The 24,852-nt window shown below is 66.1% G+C and carries 21 protein-coding genes, 1 tRNA gene and 2 pseudogenes; 11 read left to right on the top strand and 13 right to left on the bottom strand.

The window, feature by feature from the left end; translation table 11 throughout:
• Together GFY24_RS40970 and GFY24_RS03635 are read left to right on the top strand one after the other, a co-directional pair.
• Positions 1 to 1,181 (top strand): annotated as a pseudogene (locus GFY24_RS40970) ((Fe-S)-binding protein); the annotation flags it as partial.
• Positions 1,182 to 1,333: 152 nt separating this feature from the next.
• Positions 1,334 to 2,098: a copper homeostasis protein CutC gene (locus tag GFY24_RS03635; RefSeq protein WP_194852720.1), complete on the top strand. Its 765-nt coding sequence runs from the start codon at positions 1,334 to 1,336 to the stop codon at positions 2,096 to 2,098.
• 298 nt (positions 2,099 to 2,396) lie between these two features.
• On the opposite strand, the pseudogene GFY24_RS03630 reads toward GFY24_RS03635, so the two are convergent.
• The 3 genes and pseudogenes from GFY24_RS03630 to GFY24_RS03620 form a co-directional block, all read right to left on the bottom strand.
• Positions 2,397 to 3,668: pseudogene (locus GFY24_RS03630) on the bottom strand (YibE/F family protein); the annotation flags it as partial.
• A gap of 377 nt (positions 3,669 to 4,045) precedes the next feature.
• The gene (locus GFY24_RS03625) at positions 4,046 to 5,305 is read right to left on the bottom strand and encodes a pyridoxal phosphate-dependent aminotransferase (RefSeq protein ID WP_309230425.1); all 1,260 of its coding nucleotides are present in this window, start codon (positions 5,303 to 5,305) and stop codon (positions 4,046 to 4,048) included.
• A gap of 28 nt (positions 5,306 to 5,333) precedes the next feature.
• Positions 5,334 to 6,725 carry a helix-turn-helix transcriptional regulator gene (locus GFY24_RS03620; protein WP_309230403.1) on the bottom strand — a complete coding sequence of 464 codons (1,392 nt, stop codon included), beginning with the start codon at positions 6,723 to 6,725 and terminating at the stop codon, positions 5,334 to 5,336.
• Between the two features lie 199 nt (positions 6,726 to 6,924).
• Here GFY24_RS03620 and GFY24_RS03615 point away from each other — a divergent pair, with 199 nt between their 5' ends.
• The gene (locus tag GFY24_RS03615; RefSeq protein WP_309230402.1) at positions 6,925 to 7,374 is read left to right on the top strand and encodes a hypothetical protein; all 450 of its coding nucleotides are present in this window, start codon (positions 6,925 to 6,927) and stop codon (positions 7,372 to 7,374) included.
• 238 nt (positions 7,375 to 7,612) lie between these two features.
• Here GFY24_RS03615 and GFY24_RS03610 read toward each other — a convergent pair whose 3' ends face one another.
• The 3 genes from GFY24_RS03610 to ctaD form a co-directional block, all read right to left on the bottom strand.
• Positions 7,613 to 8,968 (bottom strand): Hsp70 family protein, encoded by a 1,356-nt coding sequence (locus GFY24_RS03610; protein WP_153803428.1) that lies wholly within the window; start codon positions 8,966 to 8,968, stop codon positions 7,613 to 7,615.
• Between the two features lie 101 nt (positions 8,969 to 9,069).
• Entirely contained in the window at positions 9,070 to 9,648 is a 579-nt protein-coding gene (gene dcd, locus GFY24_RS03605) for a dCTP deaminase (RefSeq protein WP_309230401.1), read from the bottom strand.
• 9 nt (positions 9,649 to 9,657) lie between these two features.
• Positions 9,658 to 11,418, bottom strand: coding sequence for a cytochrome c oxidase subunit I (ctaD, locus tag GFY24_RS03600; protein ID WP_153803427.1), 1,761 nt, complete (start codon positions 11,416 to 11,418; stop codon positions 9,658 to 9,660).
• A 314-nt stretch (positions 11,419 to 11,732) separates the two neighbouring features.
• Here ctaD and GFY24_RS03595 point away from each other — a divergent pair.
• Positions 11,733 to 11,803: transfer RNA gene (locus GFY24_RS03595), tRNA-Gly, on the top strand.
• A 60-nt stretch (positions 11,804 to 11,863) separates the two neighbouring features.
• Here GFY24_RS03595 and GFY24_RS03590 read toward each other — a convergent pair.
• From GFY24_RS03590 to GFY24_RS03575, 4 genes are all read right to left on the bottom strand, one after another.
• On the bottom strand, positions 11,864 to 12,304 hold the full coding sequence (locus tag GFY24_RS03590; RefSeq protein WP_153803426.1) for a hypothetical protein: 441 nt from the start codon (positions 12,302 to 12,304) through the stop codon (positions 11,864 to 11,866).
• 103 nt (positions 12,305 to 12,407) lie between these two features.
• Positions 12,408 to 12,734: a hypothetical protein gene (locus GFY24_RS03585; RefSeq protein ID WP_309230400.1), complete on the bottom strand. Its 327-nt coding sequence runs from the start codon at positions 12,732 to 12,734 to the stop codon at positions 12,408 to 12,410.
• A gap of 48 nt (positions 12,735 to 12,782) precedes the next feature.
• Positions 12,783 to 13,079, bottom strand: a complete 297-nt coding sequence (locus tag GFY24_RS03580; protein WP_309230399.1) for a hypothetical protein — start codon at positions 13,077 to 13,079, stop codon at positions 12,783 to 12,785.
• Complete coding sequence (locus GFY24_RS03575) at positions 13,066 to 13,290, bottom strand: hypothetical protein (RefSeq protein WP_153803424.1); 225 nt, start codon at positions 13,288 to 13,290, stop codon at positions 13,066 to 13,068. The genes GFY24_RS03580 and GFY24_RS03575 overlap by 14 nt, the downstream gene beginning before the upstream one ends.
• 131 nt (positions 13,291 to 13,421) lie before the next feature.
• On the opposite strand from GFY24_RS03575, the gene GFY24_RS03570 reads away from it, so the two are divergent.
• Positions 13,422 to 14,192, top strand: a complete 771-nt coding sequence (locus GFY24_RS03570; RefSeq protein WP_153803423.1) for an alpha/beta fold hydrolase — start codon at positions 13,422 to 13,424, stop codon at positions 14,190 to 14,192.
• A gap of 25 nt (positions 14,193 to 14,217) precedes the next feature.
• Positions 14,218 to 14,976: a crotonase/enoyl-CoA hydratase family protein gene (locus GFY24_RS03565; protein WP_153803422.1), complete on the top strand. Its 759-nt coding sequence runs from the start codon at positions 14,218 to 14,220 to the stop codon at positions 14,974 to 14,976.
• Between the two features lie 42 nt (positions 14,977 to 15,018).
• On the opposite strand, the gene GFY24_RS40965 is transcribed toward GFY24_RS03565, so the two are convergent.
• Entirely contained in the window at positions 15,019 to 15,156 is a 138-nt protein-coding gene (locus tag GFY24_RS40965) for a hypothetical protein (RefSeq protein WP_194852735.1), read from the bottom strand.
• Positions 15,157 to 15,247: 91 nt separating this feature from the next.
• Between GFY24_RS40965 and GFY24_RS03560 the strand changes: the two genes are divergently transcribed.
• Both GFY24_RS03560 and GFY24_RS03555 read left to right on the top strand, forming a co-directional pair.
• A complete protein-coding gene (locus GFY24_RS03560) occupies positions 15,248 to 16,357 on the top strand; it encodes a DUF4185 domain-containing protein (protein ID WP_228565911.1) in 1,110 nt (369 codons plus the stop codon).
• 197 nt (positions 16,358 to 16,554) lie between these two features.
• A complete protein-coding gene (locus GFY24_RS03555; protein ID WP_153803420.1) occupies positions 16,555 to 17,268 on the top strand; it encodes a bifunctional 2-polyprenyl-6-hydroxyphenol methylase/3-demethylubiquinol 3-O-methyltransferase UbiG in 714 nt (237 codons plus the stop codon).
• Between the two features lie 110 nt (positions 17,269 to 17,378).
• Here GFY24_RS03555 and GFY24_RS03550 read toward each other — a convergent pair whose 3' ends face one another.
• The gene (locus tag GFY24_RS03550) at positions 17,379 to 17,984 is read right to left on the bottom strand and encodes an alpha/beta family hydrolase (protein ID WP_309230398.1); all 606 of its coding nucleotides are present in this window, start codon (positions 17,982 to 17,984) and stop codon (positions 17,379 to 17,381) included.
• A 396-nt stretch (positions 17,985 to 18,380) separates the two neighbouring features.
• Here GFY24_RS03550 and GFY24_RS03545 point away from each other — a divergent pair, with 396 nt between their 5' ends.
• On the top strand, positions 18,381 to 20,207 hold the full coding sequence (locus GFY24_RS03545) for an acyl-CoA dehydrogenase (RefSeq protein WP_153803575.1): 1,827 nt from the start codon (positions 18,381 to 18,383) through the stop codon (positions 20,205 to 20,207).
• 285 nt (positions 20,208 to 20,492) lie between these two features.
• On the opposite strand, the gene GFY24_RS03540 is transcribed toward GFY24_RS03545, so the two are convergent.
• Positions 20,493 to 22,241, bottom strand: a complete 1,749-nt coding sequence (locus tag GFY24_RS03540) for a VanW family protein (RefSeq protein ID WP_309230397.1) — start codon at positions 22,239 to 22,241, stop codon at positions 20,493 to 20,495.
• A 342-nt stretch (positions 22,242 to 22,583) separates the two neighbouring features.
• Here GFY24_RS03540 and gnd point away from each other — a divergent pair, with 342 nt between their 5' ends.
• Both gnd and GFY24_RS03530 read left to right on the top strand, forming a co-directional pair.
• On the top strand, positions 22,584 to 23,609 hold the full coding sequence (gene gnd / locus GFY24_RS03535; RefSeq protein WP_153803418.1) for a phosphogluconate dehydrogenase (NAD(+)-dependent, decarboxylating): 1,026 nt from the start codon (positions 22,584 to 22,586) through the stop codon (positions 23,607 to 23,609).
• Positions 23,610 to 23,669: 60 nt separating this feature from the next.
• Entirely contained in the window at positions 23,670 to 24,830 is a 1,161-nt protein-coding gene (locus GFY24_RS03530; protein WP_153803417.1) for a glycoside hydrolase family 3 N-terminal domain-containing protein, read from the top strand.
• Positions 24,831 to 24,852: the final 22 nt, after the last annotated feature.

Genomic DNA, 24,852 nt, shown 5'->3' with positions numbered 1-24,852 from the left:
TGTGGATGGAAGAGCAGCTCGGCAAGCGCATCAACGTCGACCGCGTCGACGAGGCCCTCGATACGCTCAAGGGCGGTAACGAGCCCTCGATGATCGCGACGGGTTGCCCGTTCTGCCGGGTGATGCTGACCGATGGTGTGACCGCGCGTAAGGACGGTGGCGAGGTCGGCCAGGGTGTCGAGGTCGTCGATGTCGCACAGTTGATGTTGCAGTCGATTGCTCGTGTCGAGTCGAGTGTGCTGACCGAGAACCTGAAGGTCGTTCAGCAGCCGAAGGTCGAAGAGCCCGAACCTGTTTCGGAGCCCGAGCCGGTCAAGGCCGAAGCCGCTGTGGCCGAGGCCGCTCCGGCCGAGCCCAAGGCCGCTCCGGCGGGCAAGGGGCTCGGAATGAAGGGACCCGCCAAGGCCCCCGGTGGCAAGGGGCTGGGCATGAAGGGTGGCCTCAAGGCACCCGGAGCCAAGCCCGCCGCCGCCGCGGCGACTGCTCCGGCCGAGGCCGAAGCCACCGAGGCGGCGTCGGCTCCGGCCGCACCCGCCAAGGGTCTCGCCATGAAGGGTCCGGCCAAGGCCCCGGGCGGCAAGGGTCTCGCCATGAAGGGCGGCCTCAAGGCACCCGGCGCGAAGGCCGCTCCGGCCGAAACCGCCGCTCCCGCCGAGGCTTCCGCTCCCGCGGAAACCACCGAGGCGTCGTCGGCCCCGGCCAAGCCCGTCAAGGGACTGGCCATGAAGGGTCCGGCGAAGGCTCCCGGTAAGGGCCTGGCCATGAAGGGTGCCGCCAAGGCTCCCGGCGCGAAGGCCGCCCCGGCCGCCGCGGAGACCACTGCGGCTCCCGTCACCGAGGCTCCGGCGGAAACCACTGCGGCTCCGGCCACTTCGGCGGCTCCCGCCGAGGCCAAGCCGTCCATCGCGCCCAAGGGTCTGGCCATGAAGTCCGGCCTCAAGCGCCCCGGCCCGAAGGCCCCCGGCGCGGCCGCCCCCGCCGCCGCTCCGGCTCCGGCCGCCGAAGCGCCTGCGGCTCCGGCTGATTCGACTCCCGAGGCTCCGGCCCCGGCCGCCGAACCGGTCGTCACCGAGTCCAACGGCACCGCCGCCGAGGGCAATGGCGCTGCCAAGCCCCCGGCCGCCAAGCCCGGCGGTCTCGGCTTCAAGTCCGGTATGAAGGCCCCCGGCAAGAAGAACTGACGCCGGAACACGACCGACGAGGGCGCGCTACCCACCCGGGTAGCGCGCCCTCGCTGTCTCGTCCCGGTCGGAGTGCTGAAATCCGGTTTGCATGATCGATTCTGCTAATGCCGGGCAAACGCGATCGATGGTCTTCGCCCATACTTCAAGGTATGACGGATGCGGGAGCGGTTCGGGTCGAGATCGGGGTGGAGTCGCTCGCGGGGGTGCGCATCGCGGACGCGGCGGGGGCCACTCGAGTCGAATTGTGCACCGGACTCTCGGTGGGTGGACTGACACCGAACACCGCATTGGTACAGGCCGCCGTCGCGGCCGCCACCGATGTGCAGATACACGTGCTGATTCGGCCGCGCCCCGGGGATTTCCGATACTCCGCCGATGAGGTCACGCTCATGCGCGCCGATATCGAACAGGCACGGCAGTCGGGCGCACACGGCGTGGTGATCGGCGTGCTGGACGAGCACGGGAATATCGCCGCCGGCGCCAATCTAGAGCTGATCGCGGCGGCCGAAGGTATGGAGGTCACCTGCCATCGGGCCTTCGATGTGTGCGCGGACCCATACGGCGGATTCGATCAGTTGCTGGAGTTGGGGTTCACCCGGCTGCTCACCTCGGGGCGGCAGGTTTCGGTCCTGGACGGAGCCTCGTTGATCACCCGCCTGGTCACCCTGGCGAACGGGCGCATCCAGGTAATGGCCTGCGGCGGCCTGCGCGCCGACAATGCCCGCCGGGTGATCGAATTGACGGGCGTGCGGGATCTGCATGCGGCAGTACGCATTCCGGTGCCGGCGCTGCCGCTACCGGACACCACCGATGTGGATTTCGCCGAGATCGGGGTCCCGCGCGGATTCGATCACTTCGTCACAGACGCCGATGGTGTCGCTGCACTCTGCGAGGCGGCGCGACTCTCGGTCTGACCCAACCGGTCCGGGGAGGTCAGGGCTTCGAGTGTCGCCCGCCGCGCGGTGGATTCTGCGGTTTGGCGGGCGGGCGTGGCAGCGATGGATCCGTATCGTCGAAGGCCGGATTCTGCTGTTCCGCAGCGGCTCTCAATGACCACGGCGGTGGCGGCGACTCCTGCCGACCCTGCTGCGGCGCGTCCCGCCGCTCCGGCGCACTGACCACCGGAGCCTGACGCGGGACACGCGGAGCCGGGGCCGATTGCGCGACACCGGTTTTCGCGGTGGGGCGGGGACCGGCGGGCCGCGCGGCGCGCTCGGCAGGACGGGGACGGTTCGGACCCGCCGCACGCGCGGCCGGTTTCGCGCCGAAGGGCCGGGCCAGGATTACCGCGATGGCGGTGGTCAGCGGAACCGAAAGGGCAAGGGCGATACCGCCGACGGCGGAGCGCGCGATCTCGATACCGACGGCATCACCGGTGAGCACATCGCGAATCGAGCGGCCCGCCACGCTGAACAGCAGCAGCAACGGCAGCGCGCCACCGGCGTAGGCGAGCACCAGGGTGTAGACGGTACTCGCGATATGGTCGCGACCGACCCGCATGGCGGCGGCGAAAATGCCTCGGCGGGAGGACTTCTCGTCCAAGGCCGCGAGCTCGAACGCGGCCGACGCCTGCGTGATGGTCACGTCGTTGAGCACACCGAGCGAGCCGATGATGAAGCCCGCCAACAACAATCCGGTGATACTCACATGCTGCAGATACGTCGCCACATTGGTGTTCTGCTCCTCGGACAACCCCGTCAGATGCGTCATCTTCAGTGCGAGCCAAGACAATACGGCCGCCAGCACCATCGAGGTCAAAGTGCCGAGCAGCGCCGAACTGGTGCGCAGGTTCACCCCGTGCGCCAGGTACAGCACCGAGTAGAGGATGAGCGCGCCCGCGATCAGCGCCACCGGAATGGCCGGTTTCCCGTCCAGCAGGGCGGGCAGCATGAAGATCACCAGCACACCGAAGGCGAAGCCGAGCCCGATCAGCGCGCGCAGTCCGCGCCAGCGCGCCACCACGATAATGACCAGTGCGAAGACTCCGACAATGATGGCGAGCGGCAATCCGCGCGCATAGTCGTCGAAGGAGTACACGCTGGCCCCGCTGGTATCGCTCTGCCGCACGATGCGCAGGCTGTCACCGACCCGCAGATCGGGTTGTCCTGGGCCGGGCGCGATTTCGAAGAGCGTCTTCTTCCCCTTGTCCGCCCCCGAGTCGATGGTGACAATGCTGCGCTGGCAGCTGTACGCATTACTCCGCGGCGCCTGCGGCGCATCATCGAACGGCCGCCCCAGCGATGGACTCCCACACGGCCCGATGTCCTGACTGACCACCCTCCCCGCCTCGGTCACCAGCGCCCCACCACCCCCGTTCTGCATGGGCAGCGGAATATCCACATGCTGACTACTGGGCCAAAGCCACACCGTCCCACCCAGAACCAGCACCCCGATAAAGGTGAGCAGCCCGATGACGACCCACTTGGCGGTAGCACCAATGGCAATGGGCCCGGAGTGGTCATGGTGATGATGGTGGTCGCTCACTCGCACGACCCTAAACGAAAACCGTTCAGTCCCGCCTCTCCGCGACTTTTGCCGGGCGTTTGGTGCGGGGAGACTTTGAGATCGGGCTGACGTTGGCGATTTGGCCGGGTTTTGGGGGTACCCCAGGAGTTACCCTCGCCTCGCGAGATCAGTTGTCCAGTTTCCTGGAGGGGGCGGCGGAGAGCAGGGGGATGTCTCCGCCGCCCGGGACGGCGGCCCAGGGGGGTAGGCCAGCCAATCCAGGGCCAGACGTCCCAGGGGGGGTAGGAGGTCTGGCCGGGCACCTGAGTGCCGAGTCCTACTGTACACAAAAGTCAGTTCTTTGCGCTAGCTAAGTCTCTAAAAACCCAACTTTTTCGTACCAGCGGTTTGTTTTGCTACTGACGGTAACCCACCAGGAAATTGCCGAAACGCTCGATCGCGACCGCCAGATCCCGCGCCCACGGCAGCGTCACGATGCGCAGATGATCATGATGCGGCCAGTTGAACCCGGTCCCCTGAACCATCAGGATCTTCTCCTGCAGCAACAGGTCCAGCACCAGCTTCGAATCATCGTGGATCTCATGGACTTCCGGATCCAGCCGTGGGAACGCGTACAGCGCGCCCTCCGGCTTCACACACGACACACCCGGAATCGTATTGAGCTTCTCCCACGCCACATCGCGCTGCTCGAGTAGTCGCCCGCCCGGCAGAATCAGATCCTCGATGCTCTGATGCCCGCCCAAGGCCACCTGAATGGCATGCTGCGCGGGCACATTCGGGCACAACCGCGACGAGGCCAGCAGCGAGATGCCCTCCAGGAACCCCTCGGCATGCTCGGTCGGCCCGGTGATCACCAGCCAGCCGGAGCGGTAACCCGCCACCCGATACGCCTTCGACAACCCGTTGAAGGTCAGGCACAACAGGTCCGGCGCGAGCGAGGCCAGCGAAATATGCTTGGCGTCGTCGTACAGGATCTTGTCGTAGATCTCATCGGCGAGCAGCAGCAGTTGATGCTTGCGCGCCAGATCCACGATCTGTTGCAACACCTCCGCCGAGTACACCGCACCCGTCGGATTGTTCGGGTTGATCACGACAATCGCCTTGGTCTTGGCGGTGATCTTGGCTTCTATATCGGCGATATCCGGCTGCCAGCCATTGGATTCATCGCAGAGGTAATGCACCGGCGTGCCACCCGCGAGGCTGGTCATGGCCGTCCACAGCGGATAGTCCGGCGCGGGCAGCAGCACCTCGTCGCCATTGTCGAGCAGCGCCTGCATGGTGATGGTGATCAGCTCGGAGACACCATTGCCCAGGTAGACGTCGTCCACATCGAACTTCGGGAAGCCCGGCACCACTTCGTAGCGGGTCACGATGGCCCGGCGCGCGGAGAGAATGCCCTTGGACTCGGAGTAGCCCTGCGCGTACGGCAGCGCGGCGATGATGTCGCGCATGATCACGTCCGGCGCGTCGAAACCGAAGGGCGCGGGATTGCCGATATTCAGCTTGAGGATGCGGTGACCCTCGGACTCCAGTCGTGCCGCGTGCGCGTGTACCGGCCCCCGGATTTCGTAGACCACGTTCTGGAGTTTGGTCGACTGCTCCAGGACGCGCGGGGACCGATGCGGTAGGTGACTGGAAGGACTCACCCGTCCAATGGTGCCATCCGTCCGCAACCAGCTTTTTTCAACGCGGCGTATCGGGCGGCAACATGCCCTTGGCGGCGGTGGTTCCGCAGAACTCCTCGATTCTCTCGTCCAGCTGACGGGCCTCGACGGCCTCCCGGAATTCCGGGCGGGTCAGGCGTTGCCGCAGGCCGGTGAGCCGCTCCTCCAATTGCGCGATGCGCTTGTCCTCGTCCAGTCGCAGCACCGGCTCCAGCGCCTCGGCGGCCCCGTCCAGACTCCCGTTGATCAGGTGCGCGGCGGCGCTGTCCACCCGGGCCAGGGCCTCCGCACCGTATGAGCGCTGTTCGACCGGACCGTTGGAGTACAGCTCGATGGCGCGGCGGGTCGCCGCCAGTGCGGGCTCGGCCTGACCGAGATGGATATAGGTCGCGCCCGCGTAGTACTGCGCCTTGGGCTGGTTGAAACCGAACACGCCGCCGACCTCGTCGTGCAGCGTGTCGCTGATATCGCCGTCCCGCGCATCGTCCGCGGCGCGAATACAGCGCTCGGTATCGGCGGGCGAACCCAGCCGCGACCAGATGCGCGCCTCGATATTGTGCAGGCGCACCTGCGCGGTCGCGGAGTCCGCGTACTGCTGACCGCTCTGCGCCAGCAGTACCGCGCGCCGCGGCCGCTCCGACCAGTACTCGATGAGCGCCTGCATACCGCGGGTCCAGGCGCGTAAACCGTTGTGCTCGCACAACTCCGCGTAAGCCCAAGCGGCCCTTGCCTGTTCACCCGCCGCATCGACATAGCCGAGATCGGTACTGGCATTGGCCAGCAGACCGGACAGAGTGCCCGCGAGCAGATACAGATGCCCGGTATCGGCCGGACGCTGATGCCCCTCCAGCAGGCGGTAGACGCGGCGGCGCACCCGCAGCATCTCCACCATCATGGGCACGGGTGGCACGTGCACATAGTCATTGGCGATCCGCGTGACATCGGCATCGAGCTGTTCCAATGTGGTGGTACCCACATTGGAACTCTCCGCCCTGCCCGCATGCTCGCTCGCTTCATGGGCAGCCGCCATGATCAGGTCCCTCTCCGAAATAGCCGCTAACGCATCGCCCCTCATCGCACCCGAATCGACGAGTGCCAGCAGTTCCGCGTCGCTGGAGTAACTGGCCTGCGCCGGAACATCCTGGCGCGCATCGAAACCGGGTACAGGGCGGTCGATCAAGGGCTGGTCGATCAAAGCCGCGAACCGTGCCCGCACAACATCGTCGGACCTGGCAAGGGAGGTATCGAGAGCGGCCTGATTGACAGGCCGGGGATGAACCCGGTTGCCACCGGCCTCCCACTTCGACACCAGCCGTTCGTGTACGCCCAAATGCGCCGCGAACTCCCGGATACTCATCCGTTTGGCATCGCGGAGGGCACGGGCCTCTTTACCTGACCATTGCCGGACCACGACGTCATCCTTCCGAACGAACTCCGATGTCCAGGGTACGAGTGCATCGTGACAGCTGCCACAGCCGAGATGTAGCTGGTATCAGTCGCTTACGCGCCGGTAGCAGTGGCAGTGATTGGGCAGCGCAAGGAGGGCGCGCGGGCATTCCCGCACCGCGCGACCCGGCCCATCCTGGAATCGGGAGGCAAGGAGTCGGGTGGTGAACGCGGACAAGCTGAGAACGGTGCAGGACTGGGTGTCCTTCTACCGGCACGAATTCGGGCTTCCGGTAGCCGAACGCGGCGGCTTCGTCATGCTTCCCGTCACCGGCGCGGTCGGGGTGCTGCACCTACCCGTCGCGCGGGCCGAAAAGGTCCGCAGCGCACTGCATCAGCAGCGCCGCACCGGTCCCATGCTGGCCCGGCAGATTCGCTGGAGCCTTCTCACCGAACCCGACTCGCACCCGGGCGCGCAGGTCATGGAGGTGCTCAATCGCCTGGACATCGGCATACCCGCGATCGGCAGCGCCGTCATGCTGCCCACCGGGCTGGGCCGCTGGACCCGCGAAGGTTGTCACTGGGTGGTGCCTCCCGCCGAAGATCGTCAACTCCCACCCCTGTCGATGCTCATTACGACAGCTCTGGCGGTGGGAACCGGAGGCGAGGACTGAACGCAGCCGGCCCTCGCACCGGCGCATACGGCGCCGGACCCACCGAGTCCGCCCCATTTCCTGGCAGTCGACGGGGCGGACTCGGCGGGTGAACTCCTCGGTCCGAGTGGCAGCGCAATGGCCGTGCTACGCCATATATTTCCGACATTTCAGGCCGGATTGCGGCCGCTCGCAGCCGAATCAACGCCCGGAGTGTACGAATTATCGCGGTGCGCAGGCGGGTTCGACGGCGACCGGATCAGCCCGCGGGTGCCGCGGGCGCCGGGAACAGCGGCGGCAGCGTGGGAACCACGACCGGCGGCAGACCCGGAATAATGGTGATGGTGTTCGGGCCCGGCTCGGGCGGAGCCTCGGTGGTGGTGGTCGTCTCGTGGCGCTGCGGCGCCGGACCCGCCAGGGACTCGTTGGTCGCGTCGGTGGTGCTCGGCGCGACCGTGGTGGTCTCGATCGACGGGCGCGTGGTGGTGACCGGCGCGGAGGTGGTCACCGCATCCGAACTCTGCGAATCGTGTTCCAGCACTTGCGGACCCCAGCCCAGCGAGACGCCGATGGCCGCGACCACAACGAGCGCGCCCACCGCCACCCCGGCCATGCTGATCTCCCGGCGACGGCTGAACTTCTCCACCGCACCGGCGCTCGACAGCAGCGGCGGATTCGAGTCATGTTGCGCCGGAATCGAATTCTCGAAGGCCGTGGTGAACGACGCGGGCGCGGGCCGCTGCCGCACCGGACGCGCCAGAATCGCCGCGCCGCGGGTGGCGATGGTGCCCGGATTCGCGGGCACCAGCACCGGAACACCCAGCCAGCGCCGCAAAACCCGTGCCACCAGCGGAATCTGGGCGCAGCCGCCGATCAGCGCGACCGCCTGCACCGGCTGCTCCGAGCGCAGGATCACATCGCGCGCCATTCGCGCCGACGACTCCACGGCCAGCATGATCAGCGCTTCGAAGTTCTCCTGGGACAACAGCACCAGGCCCTCGGTGGAGGGCAGCGCCACCGCGCTGCTCTCCGAGAGCTCCTCCTTCGCGGTGCGGCACAGCGCATCCAGCGCGGCCAGTCCGGCCGCGTCCGGTGGATGCGCGATCCGGCCGGAGGCGATCTGCTGTTCCCGAATCAGCGAATCCAGGTAGTCGCCACTGATATCGCTGGTGCGCTCGGTGAAACTGATCTGCCGCGAAGCGGTGTCGACCACCGTCACCGAAAGCCCCGAAGCGCCCAGGTCATACAGCGCGACGGTGCCGAAACCCTGCAGCTCACCGGAGAATTCGAGGAACTCCAGCGCCGCGATCACATCCGGGACGAGTTCGTAATTGGTGAACTGGCGGCGCGCCAGCTCGGCGCGAATCGCCCGCGCGTGCTGCTCATCGCGGTAGGCGATGGCGGTCGCGGTGATCTGCGGATCCGCCGACAGCACAGCGCCGATGGCATCGGCGGCCAACTCCTCGACCCGGCGCTCACCGACCGGAACGGCCTGCACATCGAAGGCCCCGGCCGCATGCGGCTGCACCGTGCCACGCTCGGCGGAATTTCCGGCATACGGGCGTGCCACGCGAACCGCGCCCGCCCCCACGGAAACTCCCAGTACCGAACTCATTCGCTGCCCATTCATTGCCACACTGACCGCATTACGATGAGGTCACCGTACCTGTCGCCGCCACCTTACGACGCGGCGAGCCATCCGTACACCCGCAGAGCTCAGTTGTCTTCCGGCGTTTGGAAGTTGAGGTACGCGCGGGACGGGGTCGGGCCGCGCTGACCCTGATACTTCGAACCCGCCGCGGCACTGCCGTACGGGTTCTCGGCCGGACTGCTCAACCGGAACAGGCACAGCTGCCCGATCTTCATGCCCGGCCACAGGGTGATCGGCAGGTTCGCCACATTCGAGAGTTCCAGGGTGATGTGCCCGCTGAAACCCGGATCGATGAAACCCGCGGTGGAGTGCGTGAGCAGGCCCAGGCGGCCCAGGCTCGACTTACCCTCCAGCCGGCCGGCGAGATCGTCCGGCAGGCTGCACACCTCGAGGGTGGAGCCCAGCACGAACTCGCCCGGATGCAGCACGAACGGCTCATTCGCGGTGGGTTCCACCAGCGTGGTCAGCTCGTCCTGCCGTTGCGCGGGATCGATATGGGTGTAGCGGGTGTTGTTGAACACCCGGAACATGCTGTCCAGCCGCACATCGATACTCGACGGCTGCACCAGCTTGTCGTCGAACGGGTCCAGCCCGAGACGCCCTTCGGCGATCTCCTTACGGATGTCGCGATCGGAAAGCAGCACGGCAAGAGACTAGTTGCCGCTGTCCCGGACCTCGTCTGTCGGGGTCGCGGGGGACTCGACCACTTCGTGTTCGGGTGCGGACCAGCCCGCATGCGCCTCGGCCCGCATGCGCTCGACCATATGTGGATAGTGCAGCTCGAACGCGGGACGCTCGGAGCGCACGCGCGGTAGTTCGTAGAAGTTGTGCCGCGGCGGCGGGCAGGTGGTGGCCCACTCCAGGGAATTGCCGTAACCCCATGGGTCGTCGACGGTGACCACCTCGCCGAAGCGGTAGCTCTTGAAGACATTCCAGACGAACGTGATCATCGACAGCCCGAGTACGAAGGAGCCGATGGTCGAGACGGTGTTCAGCGTGGTGAAGCCATCACTCGGCAGGTAATCCGCGTACCGGCGCGGCATACCGTCATTGCCCAGCCAGTGCTGCACCAGGAAGGTGGTGTGGAAGCCGATGAAGGTCGACCAGAAGTGCAGCTTGCCCAGCCGCTCGTCCAGCAGTCGTCCGGTCATCTTCGGGAACCAGAAGTAGATGCCCGCGAAGGTGGCGAAGACGATGGTGCCGAAGAGCACGTAATGGAAGTGCGCCACAACGAAATACGAGTCCGAGACGTGGAAATCCAGTGGCGGACTTGCCAATACGACACCGGACAGACCACCGAACAGGAATGTCACCAGGAAGCCGATCGACCACAGCATGGGCGTCTCGAAGGTCAACTGCCCGCGCCACATGGTGCCGATCCAGTTGAAGAACTTCACGCCCGTCGGCACCGCGATCAAGAACGTCATGAGCGAAAAGAACGGCAGCAGAACCGATCCCGTCGCATACATGTGATGCGCCCACACCGCTACCGACAGCGCTCCGATGGAGAGTGTCGCGTACACCAGCGTCGTGTACCCGAACAGTGGTTTGCGGCTGAATACCGGGAAGATCTCCGTCACGATCCCGAAGAACGGTAGCGCGATGATGTACACCTCGGGATGCCCGAAGAACCAGAACAGATGCTGGAACATGATGGCGCCGCCGTTGGCGGAATCGTATATGTGCGCACCCAGATGCCTGTCTATCGCCAGCGCCAGCAGCGCCGCGGTGAGGATCGGAAACGCAAGCAGCACAAGCACACTCGTCACCAGGATGTTCCAGGTGAAGATGGGCATACGGAACATGGTCATGCCCGGGCAGCGCAGGCACACCACCGTGGTGATCATATTGACCGCGCCGAGGATGGTGCCGACGCCGGCGATCGCCAGACCCATGATCCACAGATCCGCGCCCTCGCCCGGGGAGAAGCGGCCGGTACTCAACGGCACATAGGCGGTCCAGCCGAATTCGGCGGCTCCGCCCGGGGTGACGAAGCCCGCGGTCGCGATGATCGCGCCGAACAGGTACAGCCAGTAGCTCAGCGCGTTGAGGCGGGGGAACGCCACATCCGGCGCACCGATCTGCAACGGCAGCACCACATTGGCGAAGCCGAACACGATCGGCGTCGCATAGAACAGCAGCATGATGGTGCCGTGCATGGTGAACAGCTGGTTGTACTGCTCCGATGACAGGAACTGCAGCCCCGGACGCGCCAGCTCCGCCCGCATCAGCAGCGCCATCACGCCGCCGACCAGGAAGAACGACATGGCCGTGAACATGTACATGATCCCGAGCACCTTGGGATCGGTGGTCGTGATCGCCTTCCACAGAAAGGACCCCTTGGGTTCCCTCCGCTGGACGGAAGGCCGCACGGCCTCGAGTTGCGGGACATCCCGCGCCGGTACCGCGGTCATACGTCACCCCCGAGCAGGAAGACACCGCCCGCCCGCGCACCCGCAGCCGTTCAGCGCATCCCAAAGTTCCTGTGGTGGAAGGTCTTTCAACCCTGCGAGACAGTCTACGACCGCCCCCGGGCAAAACCCCCCGGTTCCCGCAAATGCCTCCCCGATCTACGGCGCGCCGCCCCAAACACGACAAACCACTCCCAGAATTCACCCCCAACCCAACCGGAAAACCGCCTCGAACACGCACGGAGCTGGGCGAACGACGAAAGAGTTGCATCCCGCCGGGCCCGGTCTGATAGAGTCGCGAACGCATCAAGACGCACGCCGATGTAGTTCAATGGCAGAACTCCTGCTTCCCAAGCAGGTAGCGCGGGTTCGATTCCCGTCATCGGCTCAGAATGGAAACCCGCTCCTCGGAGCGGGTTTTTTCATGTCCGGCGGAGAGAGCCGATCGTCACCGAATGCATTCGGAGACTATGCGTTTGGTGGCTTTGCCGGCCTTGCGGAGGTCGTCGGTGGTGAGGCCGATGCCTGCCGGGTTGTTGTAGCCGTGGTCGATGAGCTTTTGGATGCCGCTTTGGGAGAGGCCCTCGTCGACGTAGATTCCTGCGATGCAGTCCGCGGTCTTGGTGTCGAGTCCGCCCTTGTCCTGCAAGGACTTCGAGATTAGGGGGGCGGTCAGGGTGCCGGTGGTGGAGACGGCGCTGGTGGTGGAGATGGCGGCTGAGGTGGGGGCCGTGGTGGTGGTGAGTGCGGGGGCGGTGGTGCTGGTGACGGCGGCCGGGGTGGAGGTCACCGAGACGAGGTTGGCGGGGGCGCCGGTCTTGTCCTCGGTGCTGCACGCGGCGAGCAGGGGCAACGCCAGCAGCGCCACCGCGATTGCGGATTTCCTCATGGCATTCCTAGATCTCTCGGGCGGCGGGGGGTTCGCCGTCACCCGAGAGTGCGCGCCGGTCCTTACGATCGGCTAGGGAAATACCAAAAACGCAGGCGCGGAACTACTTCAGGCACTGACTCACGATCTTATTGGTGGCCGAGCGCGCCTTCTCGATATCCGGTCCGGTCAAACCCATCGACTCCGGATCGACGGCGGTGGCCGCCTTCGCGTCGTTCTTGATCATGAGGCGCAGGCCGTCCTGCGAAATCCCTTCGTCCACAAAGAGCTTCGCGGCGCAGTTCGCCAGCTTCTCGTCCTTGAGGCCACCGTCCTGCAGCGACTTGGCGATCTCGGCCTGCGTGACCGCGGGCTTGTCGTCACCGCCACCACCACAGCCGGCCAGTAGCGGCACGGCGACGAGCGCGGCGGCGATCAGGGAAATCCGCACGGGTTCCTCACTTCTCATGAATGAATGGGTTGGGCCGGTGGAACGATCTCACAGATCCATGGCGGCGCGCAGCGCTGTGTCGATTCGCTCCGCCGTCTCGGTATCGACGACATCGACGCGCTCGGCCAGCCAATCCCGGTAGATACGACCGAGATTGCCCGCATGCACCCACCCGTGCCCCGGAATCGGCACCGCGAGAATGTCACGCGGATCCTCATCCATCACCTCGGCGGCGATCAACCAGGGGCGCGGCGACTCATTGATGCCGTCACTGCTGATCAGCAGGATATTGCGAACGCGAGCGGAGCCGTGCGGGTGATAAACCCAGAGTTCACCCCTGCGCACGCAGCTCCTTCTCGGCGGCGGCCAACTCCGCCTCGTCATCCACGGCCCGCTGCATCGGCTCGAAGCCGGGACCGCATCCGGTGCGCACCGCCTCACGCCGCGCCGCCCGCGATATCCAGGCCGAGGGCGACATACCCGCGCGGGCCGCGGCCTGCTCGGCATAGGCCCAGGACGCCTCATCGAGCGAGAGAGTCACCTTACGGGTTGCCATACCGTTTATCGTACCGCCGACAACCCGGGCGGGATGGCTGCTCGAGGGCCGAAAACCTCAATTGGCCGACGGCCAACAACTGTTAGGGTCGAAACACACCAAGCAGTCTGCCGGGAGTCGAGAGGACCAAGTTGAACCACCACCGCGCGGGCAGCGGCGAACCGCTCGTCCTCGTACACGGCGTCGGCAGCCACTGGCAGGTGTGGGAACCCATTATCGACACCCTCGCCGAATCGTTCGACGTGATCGCGGTGGACCTGCCCGGCTTCGGCGACAGCGAACCGCTCCCGAACACCACCGTCACCACGCTCGCCGATGCCCTGGTCGACTTCCTCGCCGCCGAAGGTATCGAAAACCCGCATCTGGGAGGCAATTCCATGGGCGGCGGCATCATTCTCGACCTCGCCGCGCGCGGCCTGGCCCGCTCGGTCACCGCCTACTCCCCCATCGGATTCTGGGACACCCCCGGCCGCGTCTGGTGCCAGCAGGCGCTCGGCCGCGCCGAACAACTCAGCAGGGTGCTGCATCCGGCCATCCCCGCCTTGCTGGGCAATGCGGCGGGTCGCACCACCTTCCTGAGCCTGGTACTCGGCAAGCCCTGGGACGTGGATCCGCGCATCGCCGTCGACATCGTCGAGGGCGTGCTCGGCGCGGACGGCTTCGATGCCGCGCTCGCCTCGTTCACCGGTTTCCGGCTCCCCGACCGCACCCGGCTGGAGCACATCCCGATCACCATCGCCTGGGGCAGTCGTGACATTCTGCTCACGTACGCGACCCAGGCCCGGCGCGCCCGCGAGGTACTGCCGGGCGCACGGCACGTCACGCTGCACGGCAGCGGGCACACACCGTTCTACGACGACCCGGCCGGCTGCTCCCGGCTCCTGCTGGACCAGCTGGGATGACAACCATCCGCTGTTAGGAGAAGCCTTGAGCAACAACGTCTCCCTGAGTTTCGCGGGCGATCGCGCCTACGTCGCGCTGGACCGGCCGGACAAGCACAACGGCCTCACCATCGACATGCTTCGCGAACTGGCACACACCGCCCGGAAGATAGCGCGGCGCAAGGACATTCGTGCGGTCATCCTCTCCGGCAACGGGCCCAGCTTCAGCTCCGGCCTGGATGTCGCCCAGGCCATGAGCAATCCCCTGGATGTCGCACGCGCCTTCATTCCACTGCCGTGGAGCGGCACCAATGTGTTCCAGGAAGCGTGCTGGGCCTGGCGCCGACTGCCGCAGCCGGTCATCGCCGTGGTGCACGGGCGCTGCTACGGCGGTGGCCTGCAGATCGCATTGGCCGCCGACTTCCGGTTCGTCACACCGGATTCCGAATTCTCGGTGATGGAGGCCAAACACGGTCTCATCCCGGATATGACCGGCGCGGCCACCCTGTCCCGGCTGATCGGCATCGACAAGGCGCTGCTGCTCACCATGACCGCCGATCCGGTGGACGCGGCCTACGCCGCACGCATCGGCCTGGTCACCGAGGTGAGCGCCGACCCGCTGGCCGCCGCCGAGAAACTCGCCGACCGCATCGCCACCCGCTCACCCCATGCGGTGGCGAGCGCCAAACAACTCTTCGACCGCACCTGGCAGGCCTCGATGCGCCGCACCCTCGCCGTGGAGCGCGCCACCCAGCTCCCGCTGATCATTCGACAGGCCCTCGGCAAGGGGGCGAAATCCGAGTAGTGGGGCGCGGCGCGGCGGAAGTTGCCGGAGCCGCTACGGTAGCTATTCAGCGACTCGCCCGGCAAAGGCATTTGCGCTGATCAGCGACTGATCGATGATAGAAATACAGATGATGTAAGCCAATTCACGGCAAACAATGACGACCAGCTGTCCCGCAAGCCCCAGTTCCGCTGTTAGCATTTTCACACTTTGCCAGCGAGTCGAACGCATTGTGCGGCCCGTCACATACCGTGTGGTCGCGCATGATCGGCGAGAACCGGAGGACCACGCATTGAACAAGTCCGCTCCCCTGCTGCTGTCCGTCGTAGCAGGTGCCACGGCCTTGCTCCTTACCGTGACCGGCCCGGCAGCAGCCAACCCCAACGCGATCAATCCGATTCCGGTGCTCAACGGCACCAATGGGCTGCCCCAGCTTCCCGGCCGCACCCAAGCGGTCTTTCAGGTCACCGGTATGCAGAGCCCCAACAACACACAGTCCTACAACGTGCTCGGCACCGACCTCGGCATCATGTGGGACAACGGCAACGGCGAAATGCTCACCACCTTCGGTGACACCGCCGGACTCGGATTCCCCAACCTCCTGGTCGGCAGCACCTGGGCCTGGCGCTCCAATATCCTGGTCCGCTCACATACCCAGAACCCCGCCAACGGCATCTACTTCGACAGTGTCGTGCGCGATATCTTCGGCCAGGCGCGCGACCTCATCCCCAGCCCCAAGATCCCGTTCCTGGAGATCAGCCGCATCCCCACCGCCGCCATCTCGGTCGGCGGCACCCAGTTCATGAGCCTCATGTCGGTCAAGAGCTGGGACGATGTCGGGCAGTGGACCACCAACTACTCCGGGCTCGCCGTCTCCGGTGACAATGGCGAGAACTGGGTCGAACTGCCCGCCACCCGTCGCGCCGACGACGGCGGCAATGGGAACTTCCAGATGAACGCCTTCGTCAAGAACGGCGGCTTCGTCTACGAGTACGGCACCGCGTCGGGTCGCAACAATCCGGCGTATGTGGCGCGCGTACCCGAGGGCGCGATCGGCGACCTCGGAGCCTACGAATACTGGTGCGGCGACAAGTGGAAGCGCGGCGACGTCGACGGGGCCACCCCGGTCATCGGCGGCGGCGTCTCCGAAATGTCGGTGCAGTGGAACGACTACCTCGGGCAATACATCATGCTCACCACGGACCCGTGGAACTCGGTCGTCATGTATCGCTCGCCCAGCCCCGAAGGCCCGTGGAGCGGACCCGAGGTGCTGATCGATACGCGCGAACTCCCCACCGCCTACGCGCCGGCGATCTTCCCGTACCAAACCGGTCGTGACCTCTACTTCCTCACCACCGTGCACAGCCAGTACAACGTGATCCTCATGCACACCACCCTGTAGGGAGGGTCCAGCTCGAAAACTCGGCCGCGAACACGCAAGCGTGTTCGCGGCCGTTGTGTATGGGGAGGTAGCCGCACTCGGCCCGCGCACAGTGATGTTTCGCGGGCATTGTGTGTGGGAGGTAGCCACACTCGGCCTGTGCACAACGGTGGTTCGCGGGCGATTCGGGTATCCGGGCAGCTTCTAGACTCGGACGCATGGACGCGGAGGCTTGGGACGAGCATTACGCCCACACGGAATTGGTGTGGGGCGCACCGCCGAACGACACCGTGGTCGAGCAGGTGTTCGGGCTGGAGCGGCGGCTGCCGCTGACCGGGGCCGGGGTCGGCGAGCCGCGACCGGAGTTGCCGCGGGTGCTCGACCTCGGCTGCGGTGAGGGGCGCAACGCGCTGTGGCTGGCCACGCACGGGTGGCAGGTGGATGCCGTGGACTACTCACAGGTGGGGATCGACAAGGGGCGCACGGTGGCCTCACGACTGTCACGCTCGGTGCGCGGGCGGATCCACTGGCATACGGCCGATGTGACCGCCCTCGACGCCGCCGGGCTCACCGGACCATACGAATTGGTTCTCATGGCCTACGTCCACCTGCCCGCCGCCGCGCGCCGCGCGTTGCTGCTGCGGGCCGCCGAGATGCTCTCCCCCGGCGGCACCCTGCTGGTGCTCGGCCACGACAGCCTCAATCTCACCGAAGGCTATGGCGGGGAACAGGATCCGGAGCTGCTGTTCACCGCGAACGATATCGTCGCGGACCTCGGCCCGGCGGGCGAGGAACTGACCATTCGGGTCGCGGACCGGATCCAGCGGCCGACCGAGGAACGCGACGCCATCGATGCGCTGGTGGTCGCTACCAAGCCGATTCCGTTGGAGGAGGGGCCCGCTCTCGAAGCGGCCGAATCGCTGGACGGTTAGACGCCGCTCGGGTTGTGGATCCCGGCCAAAAGCACGCCGGGATGACGAGGGGGCAAGCTCAGTTCGGGATATTGCCGGGCCAGTTCAGTTCGGGGCACTGTCCGGCCAGGTCAGTTCGGTGCCCAGCGAAGTAACCATGGGGTGATGGTGGCGGCGATTTCCTCGAAGCCCGTACGGTAGGAATGCGCCTGCCCCGCAATCACTTTTACTTCGGTCGCGTCGGCGGGGTCGGGGATGCCGAAGGGATCGCGGGCACCGTTGACGACCACCACGGGGATATCGCCGACCGCGAGCAGTTCGTCGCGGCGGGACTTCTCCGGCTTGCCGGGTGGGTGCAGCGGGAATGACAGTGCGACAACACCTCTGGCCTTCGCTTGCGGCGCGGTGCGGCAGGCGACGCGGGCTCCATTGCTGCGGCCGCCCTGGATCAGGGGGACGCCGCGGAACTTCTTGCGCAGTGCCGCAATGATTTCCAGCCAGGCGGCATCTTGAATCTCGGCCTTGCCCGGCGCCCGGCGGCCCGCCACCCGATAGGGCTGGGTCACCAGCACGACGGCACCACCCAGTTCCAATGCCGAATCGCGTACGGCGAGCAGATCTTTCGCGTCGACGCCCCCACCGGATCCGTGCGTCAGCACCAGCAGGAAGGCGGGCGGCCTCCGTTTCGGCCGCGCGATCTCGACCTCGGCCGGCCCGGCACTCGTTTCGATGCGCACACCACACGCTAACCACCCGGCCGCCCCGGACCCGCGCGGCACACCGGCCCGGATCGCGGCCGTAACCGTCTCAGACCACAGGTCGCGATCGTTCGGAGTTACCCGTCCATCGCACCGTTCCGCGCGCTGTCGGACTCACCGTCCGGGACAGCGAAACCGTGAGGTAGCTGCGGTTACGGGGTCGCCTCCGACCCGGCGGGTAAGCGGACGCCGAGCGGCGCGGGTGCTTCTCATCACATTGGGCTCGCCTACCTTGGCGAGCCCCTTACCGGTGGGTAACATGGCGATTAAGTTACCCGTCAGTAGCGCAGTTTTACGGTGTCTACCCGGTGGACCAACGGGCGGGAACGGCAATCAACCGAACCGCACCCATCTCAATGGAGAGTGAGTACGACCATGGGTCACTACAAGAGCAACGTTCGCGACCTCGAGTTCAACCTCTTCGAGGTGCTCGGCCTCGGTTCGCTGCTGGACGGCGGCGCCTACGGCGACCTCGACACCGAGACCGCCAAGGAAATGCTGAACGAGGTCCGCCGCCTCGCCGAGGGCCCGCTGGCAGACTCCTTCGTCGACGGTGACCGCAACCCGCCGACCTTCGATCCCGAGACCCACACGGTCACTCTCCCCGAATCCTTCAAGAAGTCCTACCGTGCCCTCGAGGACGGCGGCTGGGCCAAGGTCGGCGTGCGCGAGGAGCTGGGTGGCCTCGGCGCCCCCTCCGTCCTGAACTGGGCGCTCAGCGAAATGGTCCTCGGCGCCAACCCGCCGGCCCAGATGTACGCCGCCGGTGCGGGTTTCGCGCAGGTCTTCTACAACAACGGCACCGATGAGCAGAAGAAGTGGGCTCAGATCATCGCCGACCGCAACTGGGGCGCCACCATGGTCCTCACCGAGCCGGACGCCGGTTCGGATGTCGGCGCGGGCCGCACCAAGGCCGTCAAGCAGGAAGACGGCACCTGGCACATCGAGGGCGTCAAGCGCTTCATCACCTCGGGCGACTCCGACGACCTGTTCGAGAACATCATGCACCTGGTGCTGGCTCGCCCCGAGGGCGCCGGACCGGGCACCAAGGGCCTGTCCCTGTTCTACGTACCGAAGTTCCACTTCGACTTCGAGACCGAGACCCTGGGCGACCGCAACGGCGTCTTCGTGACCAACGTCGAGCACAAGATGGGCATCAAGGTTTCGGCCACCTGTGAGGTCACCTTCGGCGGCCACGGCGTTCCCGCCAAGGGCTGGCTCGTCGGCGAGGTCCACAACGGTATCGCGCAGATGTTCGACGTCATCGAGAACGCTCGAATGATGGTGGGCACCAAGGCCATCGCCACCCTGTCGACCGGTTACCTGAACGCACTGGAGTACGCCAAGATCCGCGTGCAGGGTGCCGACCTGACCCAGATGACCGACAAGGCCGCGCCCCGCGTCACCATCACCCACCACCCGGACGTGCGCCGCTCGCTGGCCATGCAGAAGGCGTACGCCGAGGGCCTGCGCGCCATCTACCTGTACACCGCCGCGCACCAGAACGAGGATGTGGCACAGCTGGTTTCGGGTGCGGACAAGGATGTCGCCTTCCGCGTCAACGATCTGCTGCTGCCGATCGTCAAGGGTGTCGGCTCCGAGCGCGCCTACCAGTACCTGACCGATTCGCTGCAGACCTTCGGCGGCTCCGGCTTCCTGCAGGACTACCCGATCGAGCAGTACATCCGCGACGCCAAGATCGACTCGCTGTACGAGGGCACCACCGCCATCCAGGCGCAGGACTTCTTCTTCCGCAAGATCGCCCGCGACCGCGGTGTCGCCCTGGCCCATGTGGCCGGGCAGGTGCAGCAGTTCATCGAGCGCGAGGGTGGCAACGGCCGCCTCAAGGCCGAGCGCAAGCTGCTCGCCACCGCCCTCGAGGATGTGCAGGGTATGGCCGCCACCCTGACCGGGCACCTGATGGCCGCCCAGCAGGACCCGAAGGAGCTGTACAAGGTCGGCCTGGGTTCGGTCCGCTTCCTGATGGCCGTCGGCGACCTGTTCATCGGCTGGCAACTGCTGCACCACGCCGAGATCGCCATCAAGGCCCTGGACAACGGCTCCACCGAGGCGTTCTACACCGGCAAGATCGCGACCGCGCAGTTCTTCGCGCGCAACGTGCTGCCGGAGCTGACCGCCACCCGCGCCATCCTGTCGAACCTGGACAACGACATCATGGAGCTGGACGAGGCCGCGTTCTGAGCTGAGCGCGCCGCTCGATAGTGAAACATAGTGTGCCCCCGGGAAATATCCCGGGGGCACACTGCTGTGTAGGGGATAGGGTGGCGGCCCTCTGTGCGCGGGATGGCGAGGGGCTGACCGCCGGGATAACGAGCGGTGACCGCCAAGGTGACAAGAGAGAGTTATCCACAGCCATCCCAAGGGTTATCCACCGATTGTGGATAACCCTGTCCGCGAACGGATCTCGGTGTGGATAGGCGAACGGGCGGCCGATCACCGATCGGCCGCCCGCTGTTCGAACTCAGTTCACTCGCACTTCACGATCGGGATGGGGTCGTATTTGACCGTGCGGGTGTGGCGGTAGGTTTCCTTGCCGGACTTGGCATCTCGGATGATGCGGGTATCCGAGGTGGTGAAACCCGGTGCGCCGTCGGAGGCGATGCAGTTCTTGCCCTTGGGGAGGGTGACGGTATTCGGCTCCGTCGGTTTGGTGCGCTCACCCGCGATGGATTCGACCTCGACGGTTTTGGTACTCCACAGGCGCACCGTCACCTCGGAATCGCCTGCGGCGGTTTCGATATAGACGCCGTACGGGGTGTTGTTGCGGAACTTCAGGTCGATCGCGCCGTCGAAGACCGTGGCCTCGCGGGCGGCGGGGTAGCGCGAGATGTAGTAGCTGTGCTCGGTATGGTCCACATCCTCCATACCGGCGAAGTAGGCGGCGTTGTAGAGCGTGGTCGCGAACTGGCTGATACCGCCGCCGACCGCGGTGCTGGGACGACCGTGATCGATGATGCCGGACTCGACATAGCCCTGTTCGACCCCGCGGGTACCGGTGAAGTCGTTGAGCGAGAAGGTATCTCCCGGACGGATCACCGCACCGTCCACCTTGCGCGCGACCGTGCGGATATTCACGCCCGAAGGACCACTGAAACCACTGGTGGTGAACGAGCCGATCGACTGCACCACACCGAACTTCTCGGCGTCGGCGGTGGTCAGCTTGGGTTGCACCTGTTCGTACACAACGGCTTTGGATCTGTCCCCGGGTGAAACCAGCAGGGCGGGAAGACCTTCGAACGTCTTGTCCCAGTTGATGGTGTCGCCCACCACCGCGGGCACCACCGTCGCGCGGCCGCCCGACAGGTTGAAGCCGGCATCCTTGGGCTCCACGACCGTGGGCTTCAACTGCGGTTCCAGCGCCGCGATCAGCGCCTCCCGGTTGTACGAGAGTTCCAGTGCGCCTTGTTCGTTCGGATGGAACGAGAGCGCACCGGCGAGCGGTACCGGATCGAGCGTGGCATTGCCGCCCTTACCGGTGAAGGTGACGGGAGCACGCACCGCGGGCTGCGCGATCTCACGCAGCGCCTTGTCCACCGCGGCGGCGCTCACCGTGGCCTGCGTCTCGGCGGCGGGCAGATCCAACACCGAACCGTCGGCCCAGTGTTCGGAGAGCGCGGCCCGCGCGGCGGGTACATCGAGTACGCGGCCCGGCACCGGCCGCACCGGCACGGGTCTGCCCTGGTCGAAGACCACCCCGCCCTCGACGGGCTGCCGGTCGTGCGTGCGCAGGGCATCGAGTTGTCTGGTCATGGCGGCGTCGTCGACGAAGACGGCGGGTTCTACCTCCCGGGTGCCGAAGACCGACCACACCCGGGTGAACGGGTTCACCGGCTGACCGCCGATGCGATCCCAGGTGCCGTCCCAATCCACCGACAGGCCCGCGTCGCGCGGCACCAGATCGGCTCGCACATCACCGATCTCGACCGTGAGGGGTTGTGCGGCACGCTGATTCAATTCGAGCTCGAGCCGGGTCTGGGCCTGGGAACGCTGCAATCCGCTGATATCGATGCCCGCTACCTGCACCCCGCGCGGTACCTGTCCGGCCGACAGCGACCAATCCACCACGAAAGCCAGACCGCTCGCGGCCAGCAGCACACCCGCCGCGATCCCGGCCCGGCGGGCTGCGGCCGAGTTCAGGAACTGTCTTCCTGGGGCCGGTGGTTCCACCGGGTCCTGCCGCGCACGCGCATGCCGCCCGGGACTTCCGCTGGTCACGAACCATCCTCCCAAATGGTTGACTGCCGACCCGCACCTGCGAGTCCATCGCCCACCATAGTGGGCAGCGCCGATACACGGGGTCTTCCAGGCGCACAGCAACTCTTGCGCAATGTGCGGTTCGGACATAAAGACGGCTCCGTGCGGTTGCCGGGTCGGGGGTCTGGCAACAGCACGGAGCCACCCCGTCTATCGATACCCGCTCGACGGCGTTACACGCCACGCCCGCGAGCCCGGAAAAATCTTCCGGGGGGCACAACTGGGACAATTGGGACGATCGCGCGGGAACAGTCACACAGAACCCGGGGCCGCCCGTGGTTCGGGACGACTCGAGGAGATGCCATGCAGCTCGGAATGATCGGTCTAGGCCGGATGGGCGCCAATATCGTGCGCCGCATCGTCAGGAACGGGCATACCGCCGTCGGCTTCGAACGACACAGCCCGCATATCGACGAACTCGGCGCCGAGCTCGGCGACAGCTTCTCCGGCACCACCGATCTGCCCAAGTTCATCACCATGCTGGAGACCCCGCGCGTGGTGTGGGTGATGATTCCGGCGGGCGCGACCGGCGCGGTCATCGACCAGCTGGCCGAACTGCTCGAACCCGGCGATATCGTCATCGACGGCGGTAACAGCCGCTACCACGAGGACATCAAGCGGTCGAAAGCCCTGCAGCCCAAGGGTATCCACTACCTGGATATCGGAACCTCCGGCGGCGTATTCGGTCTGGAGCGCGGCTTCTGCCTGATGATCGGTGGTGAGGCCGCGCAGGTCTCGCATATCGAACCCCTGCTCGAGTCCATCGCACCCGGCGTCGAAGCCGCACCCCGCACGCCCGGCCGCACCGGGACACCCTCCACCGCCGAACAGGGCTACCTGCACTGCGGCCCGGCGGGGGCGGGACATTTCGTGAAGATGGTGCACAACGGCATCGAGTACGGCGCCATGGCAGCGTATTCCGAGGGGATGAACATCCTGCACAAGGCGAATGTCGGCAAGAAGCAGGACACCGAGCATTCGGCCGAGATCACACCGCTGGAGAATCCGGAGTTCTACCGATACGACATCGACATCCCCGAGGTCACCGAGGTGTGGCGGCGCGGTTCGGTGGTGGCGTCCTGGCTGCTCGACCTCACCGCCGCGGCGCTCTACGCCGACCCGAATCTGGATTCCTTCGGCGGCAATGTCTCCGACTCCGGCGAGGGCCGCTGGACCGTCGACGCCGCCATCGACGAGGGCGTCCCGACACCCGTCCTGGCGGCCGCCCTGTTCCAGCGTTTCGCCTCGCGCGGCGAATCCCGCTACGCCGACAAGGCGCTCTCGGCCATGCGCCAGGCCTTCGGCGGCCACCATGAGCTACCGAAGTAGCGGCGCGGCGGCGGGGTGTGTGAGTGGGCTCGGCGGGTGCGGACAGCTACCGTCGGATACATGCGCCTAGTCCCCGGGATCGTCCTGGCAATGTCCGCCGTTGTGCTGACCGCGTGTTCGGGCAGCAGCGGCACGAATGAATCGGCACCGAGCAGCAGCGAACCGGTACCGAGCAGCACCGTTCCGCCGACAACGACTCCGGTGCAACAGGATTGCGCGGCCGGGTACCTGTCGCAGTTCACCCAGCGGCAGAAGCTGGCGCAATTGCTCACCGTCGGTGTGACGGGTGAAGCCGATGCCGAGAATGTGGTGAAGACCGAGCAGATCGGCGGCATCTTCGTCGGCAGCTGGACCGATAAGGCGATGCTGGCCCAGCATCAGATCGACAAGGTGCAGTCGGCCTCGCGCACTCCGCTCATGGTCACCATCGACGAAGAGGGCGGCCGGGTTTCGCGAGCCAAGGACCTCATCGGTCCCGCACCGTCGGCGCGCGCGACCGTGAGCCAGATGAGCGCGGACGAGTTCTACACCTTCAGCCTGGACCGAGCGCAGCAGCTGAAGTCCTACGGCGTCACAGTGGATTTCGCACCGGACGTGGATGTGAGCAGCCAGCCCGATGATTCGGTGATCGGCGACCGTTCCTTCTCCGATGATCCGAATGTGGTGGTGCAGTACGCCGATGCCTACATTCGCGCGGCGCACAATGCCGGTATCGGCACCGTCATGAAGCATTTCCCGGGCCACGGCTCCGGTTCGGGCGATTCGCACACCGGTGCGGTGAGGACTCCGCCGCTGGAACAATTGCAGACCTCGGATCTGGTGCCGTATCGCAGGCTCATCGACTCGGGTTCAGCGGTCATGGTCGGGCATCTGGATGTGCCGGGATTGACCGAACCGGGTAAGCCCGCCAGCATCAGCAAAGAGGCGATGGCCCTGCTGCGCAATGGCACGGGCTATGACGCGGCTCCGTTCGACGGCGTGATCTTCACCGATGATCTGGGCGGTATGGCGGCCATTACCGCGCGCATGAGTATCGAGGACGCGGTGGAAGCCGCCCTGGTCGCGGGGGCCGACAATGCCCTGTGGATCACCACCGACGCGGTGCCGCAGGTGCTGGATCGACTGGAGCAGGCGGTGCGGGCCGACCGCCTACCGGGCAGCCAAGTGGATGCATCGGTACTTAGGATGGCAAAGTACAAGGGCACCGCTCCACACTGCTGACGCCCGATGGCGAATCACCGGC

It is taken from the genome of Nocardia sp. SYP-A9097 (genome assembly GCF_009649815.1).
GTDB lineage: Bacteria > Actinomycetota > Actinomycetes > Mycobacteriales > Mycobacteriaceae > Nocardia.
This window is presented reverse-complemented; position numbering and strand designations above follow the sequence as displayed.

Excerpts from the sequence above, each read along its gene's own strand:
- GFY24_RS03635 (WP_194852720.1), top strand. The coding sequence starts at position 1,334 with ATGACGGATGCGGGAGCGGTTCGGGTCGAGATCGGGGTGGAGTCGCTC.
- GFY24_RS03610 (WP_153803428.1), bottom strand. The coding sequence starts at position 8,968 with ATGAGTTCGGTACTGGGAGTTTCCGTGGGGGCGGGCGCGGTTCGCGTG.
- ctaD (WP_153803427.1), bottom strand. The coding sequence starts at position 11,418 with ATGACCGCGGTACCGGCGCGGGATGTCCCGCAACTCGAGGCCGTGCGG.
- GFY24_RS03590 (WP_153803426.1), bottom strand. The coding sequence starts at position 12,304 with ATGAGGAAATCCGCAATCGCGGTGGCGCTGCTGGCGTTGCCCCTGCTC.
- GFY24_RS03575 (WP_153803424.1), bottom strand. The coding sequence starts at position 13,290 with ATGGCAACCCGTAAGGTGACTCTCTCGCTCGATGAGGCGTCCTGGGCC.
- GFY24_RS40965 (WP_194852735.1), bottom strand. The coding sequence starts at position 15,156 with ATGCTAACAGCGGAACTGGGGCTTGCGGGACAGCTGGTCGTCATTGTT.
- GFY24_RS03555 (WP_153803420.1), top strand. The coding sequence starts at position 16,555 with ATGGACGCGGAGGCTTGGGACGAGCATTACGCCCACACGGAATTGGTG.
- GFY24_RS03545 (WP_153803575.1), top strand. The coding sequence starts at position 18,381 with ATGGGTCACTACAAGAGCAACGTTCGCGACCTCGAGTTCAACCTCTTC.
- gnd (WP_153803418.1), top strand. The coding sequence starts at position 22,584 with ATGCAGCTCGGAATGATCGGTCTAGGCCGGATGGGCGCCAATATCGTG.
- GFY24_RS03530 (WP_153803417.1), top strand. The coding sequence starts at position 23,670 with ATGCGCCTAGTCCCCGGGATCGTCCTGGCAATGTCCGCCGTTGTGCTG.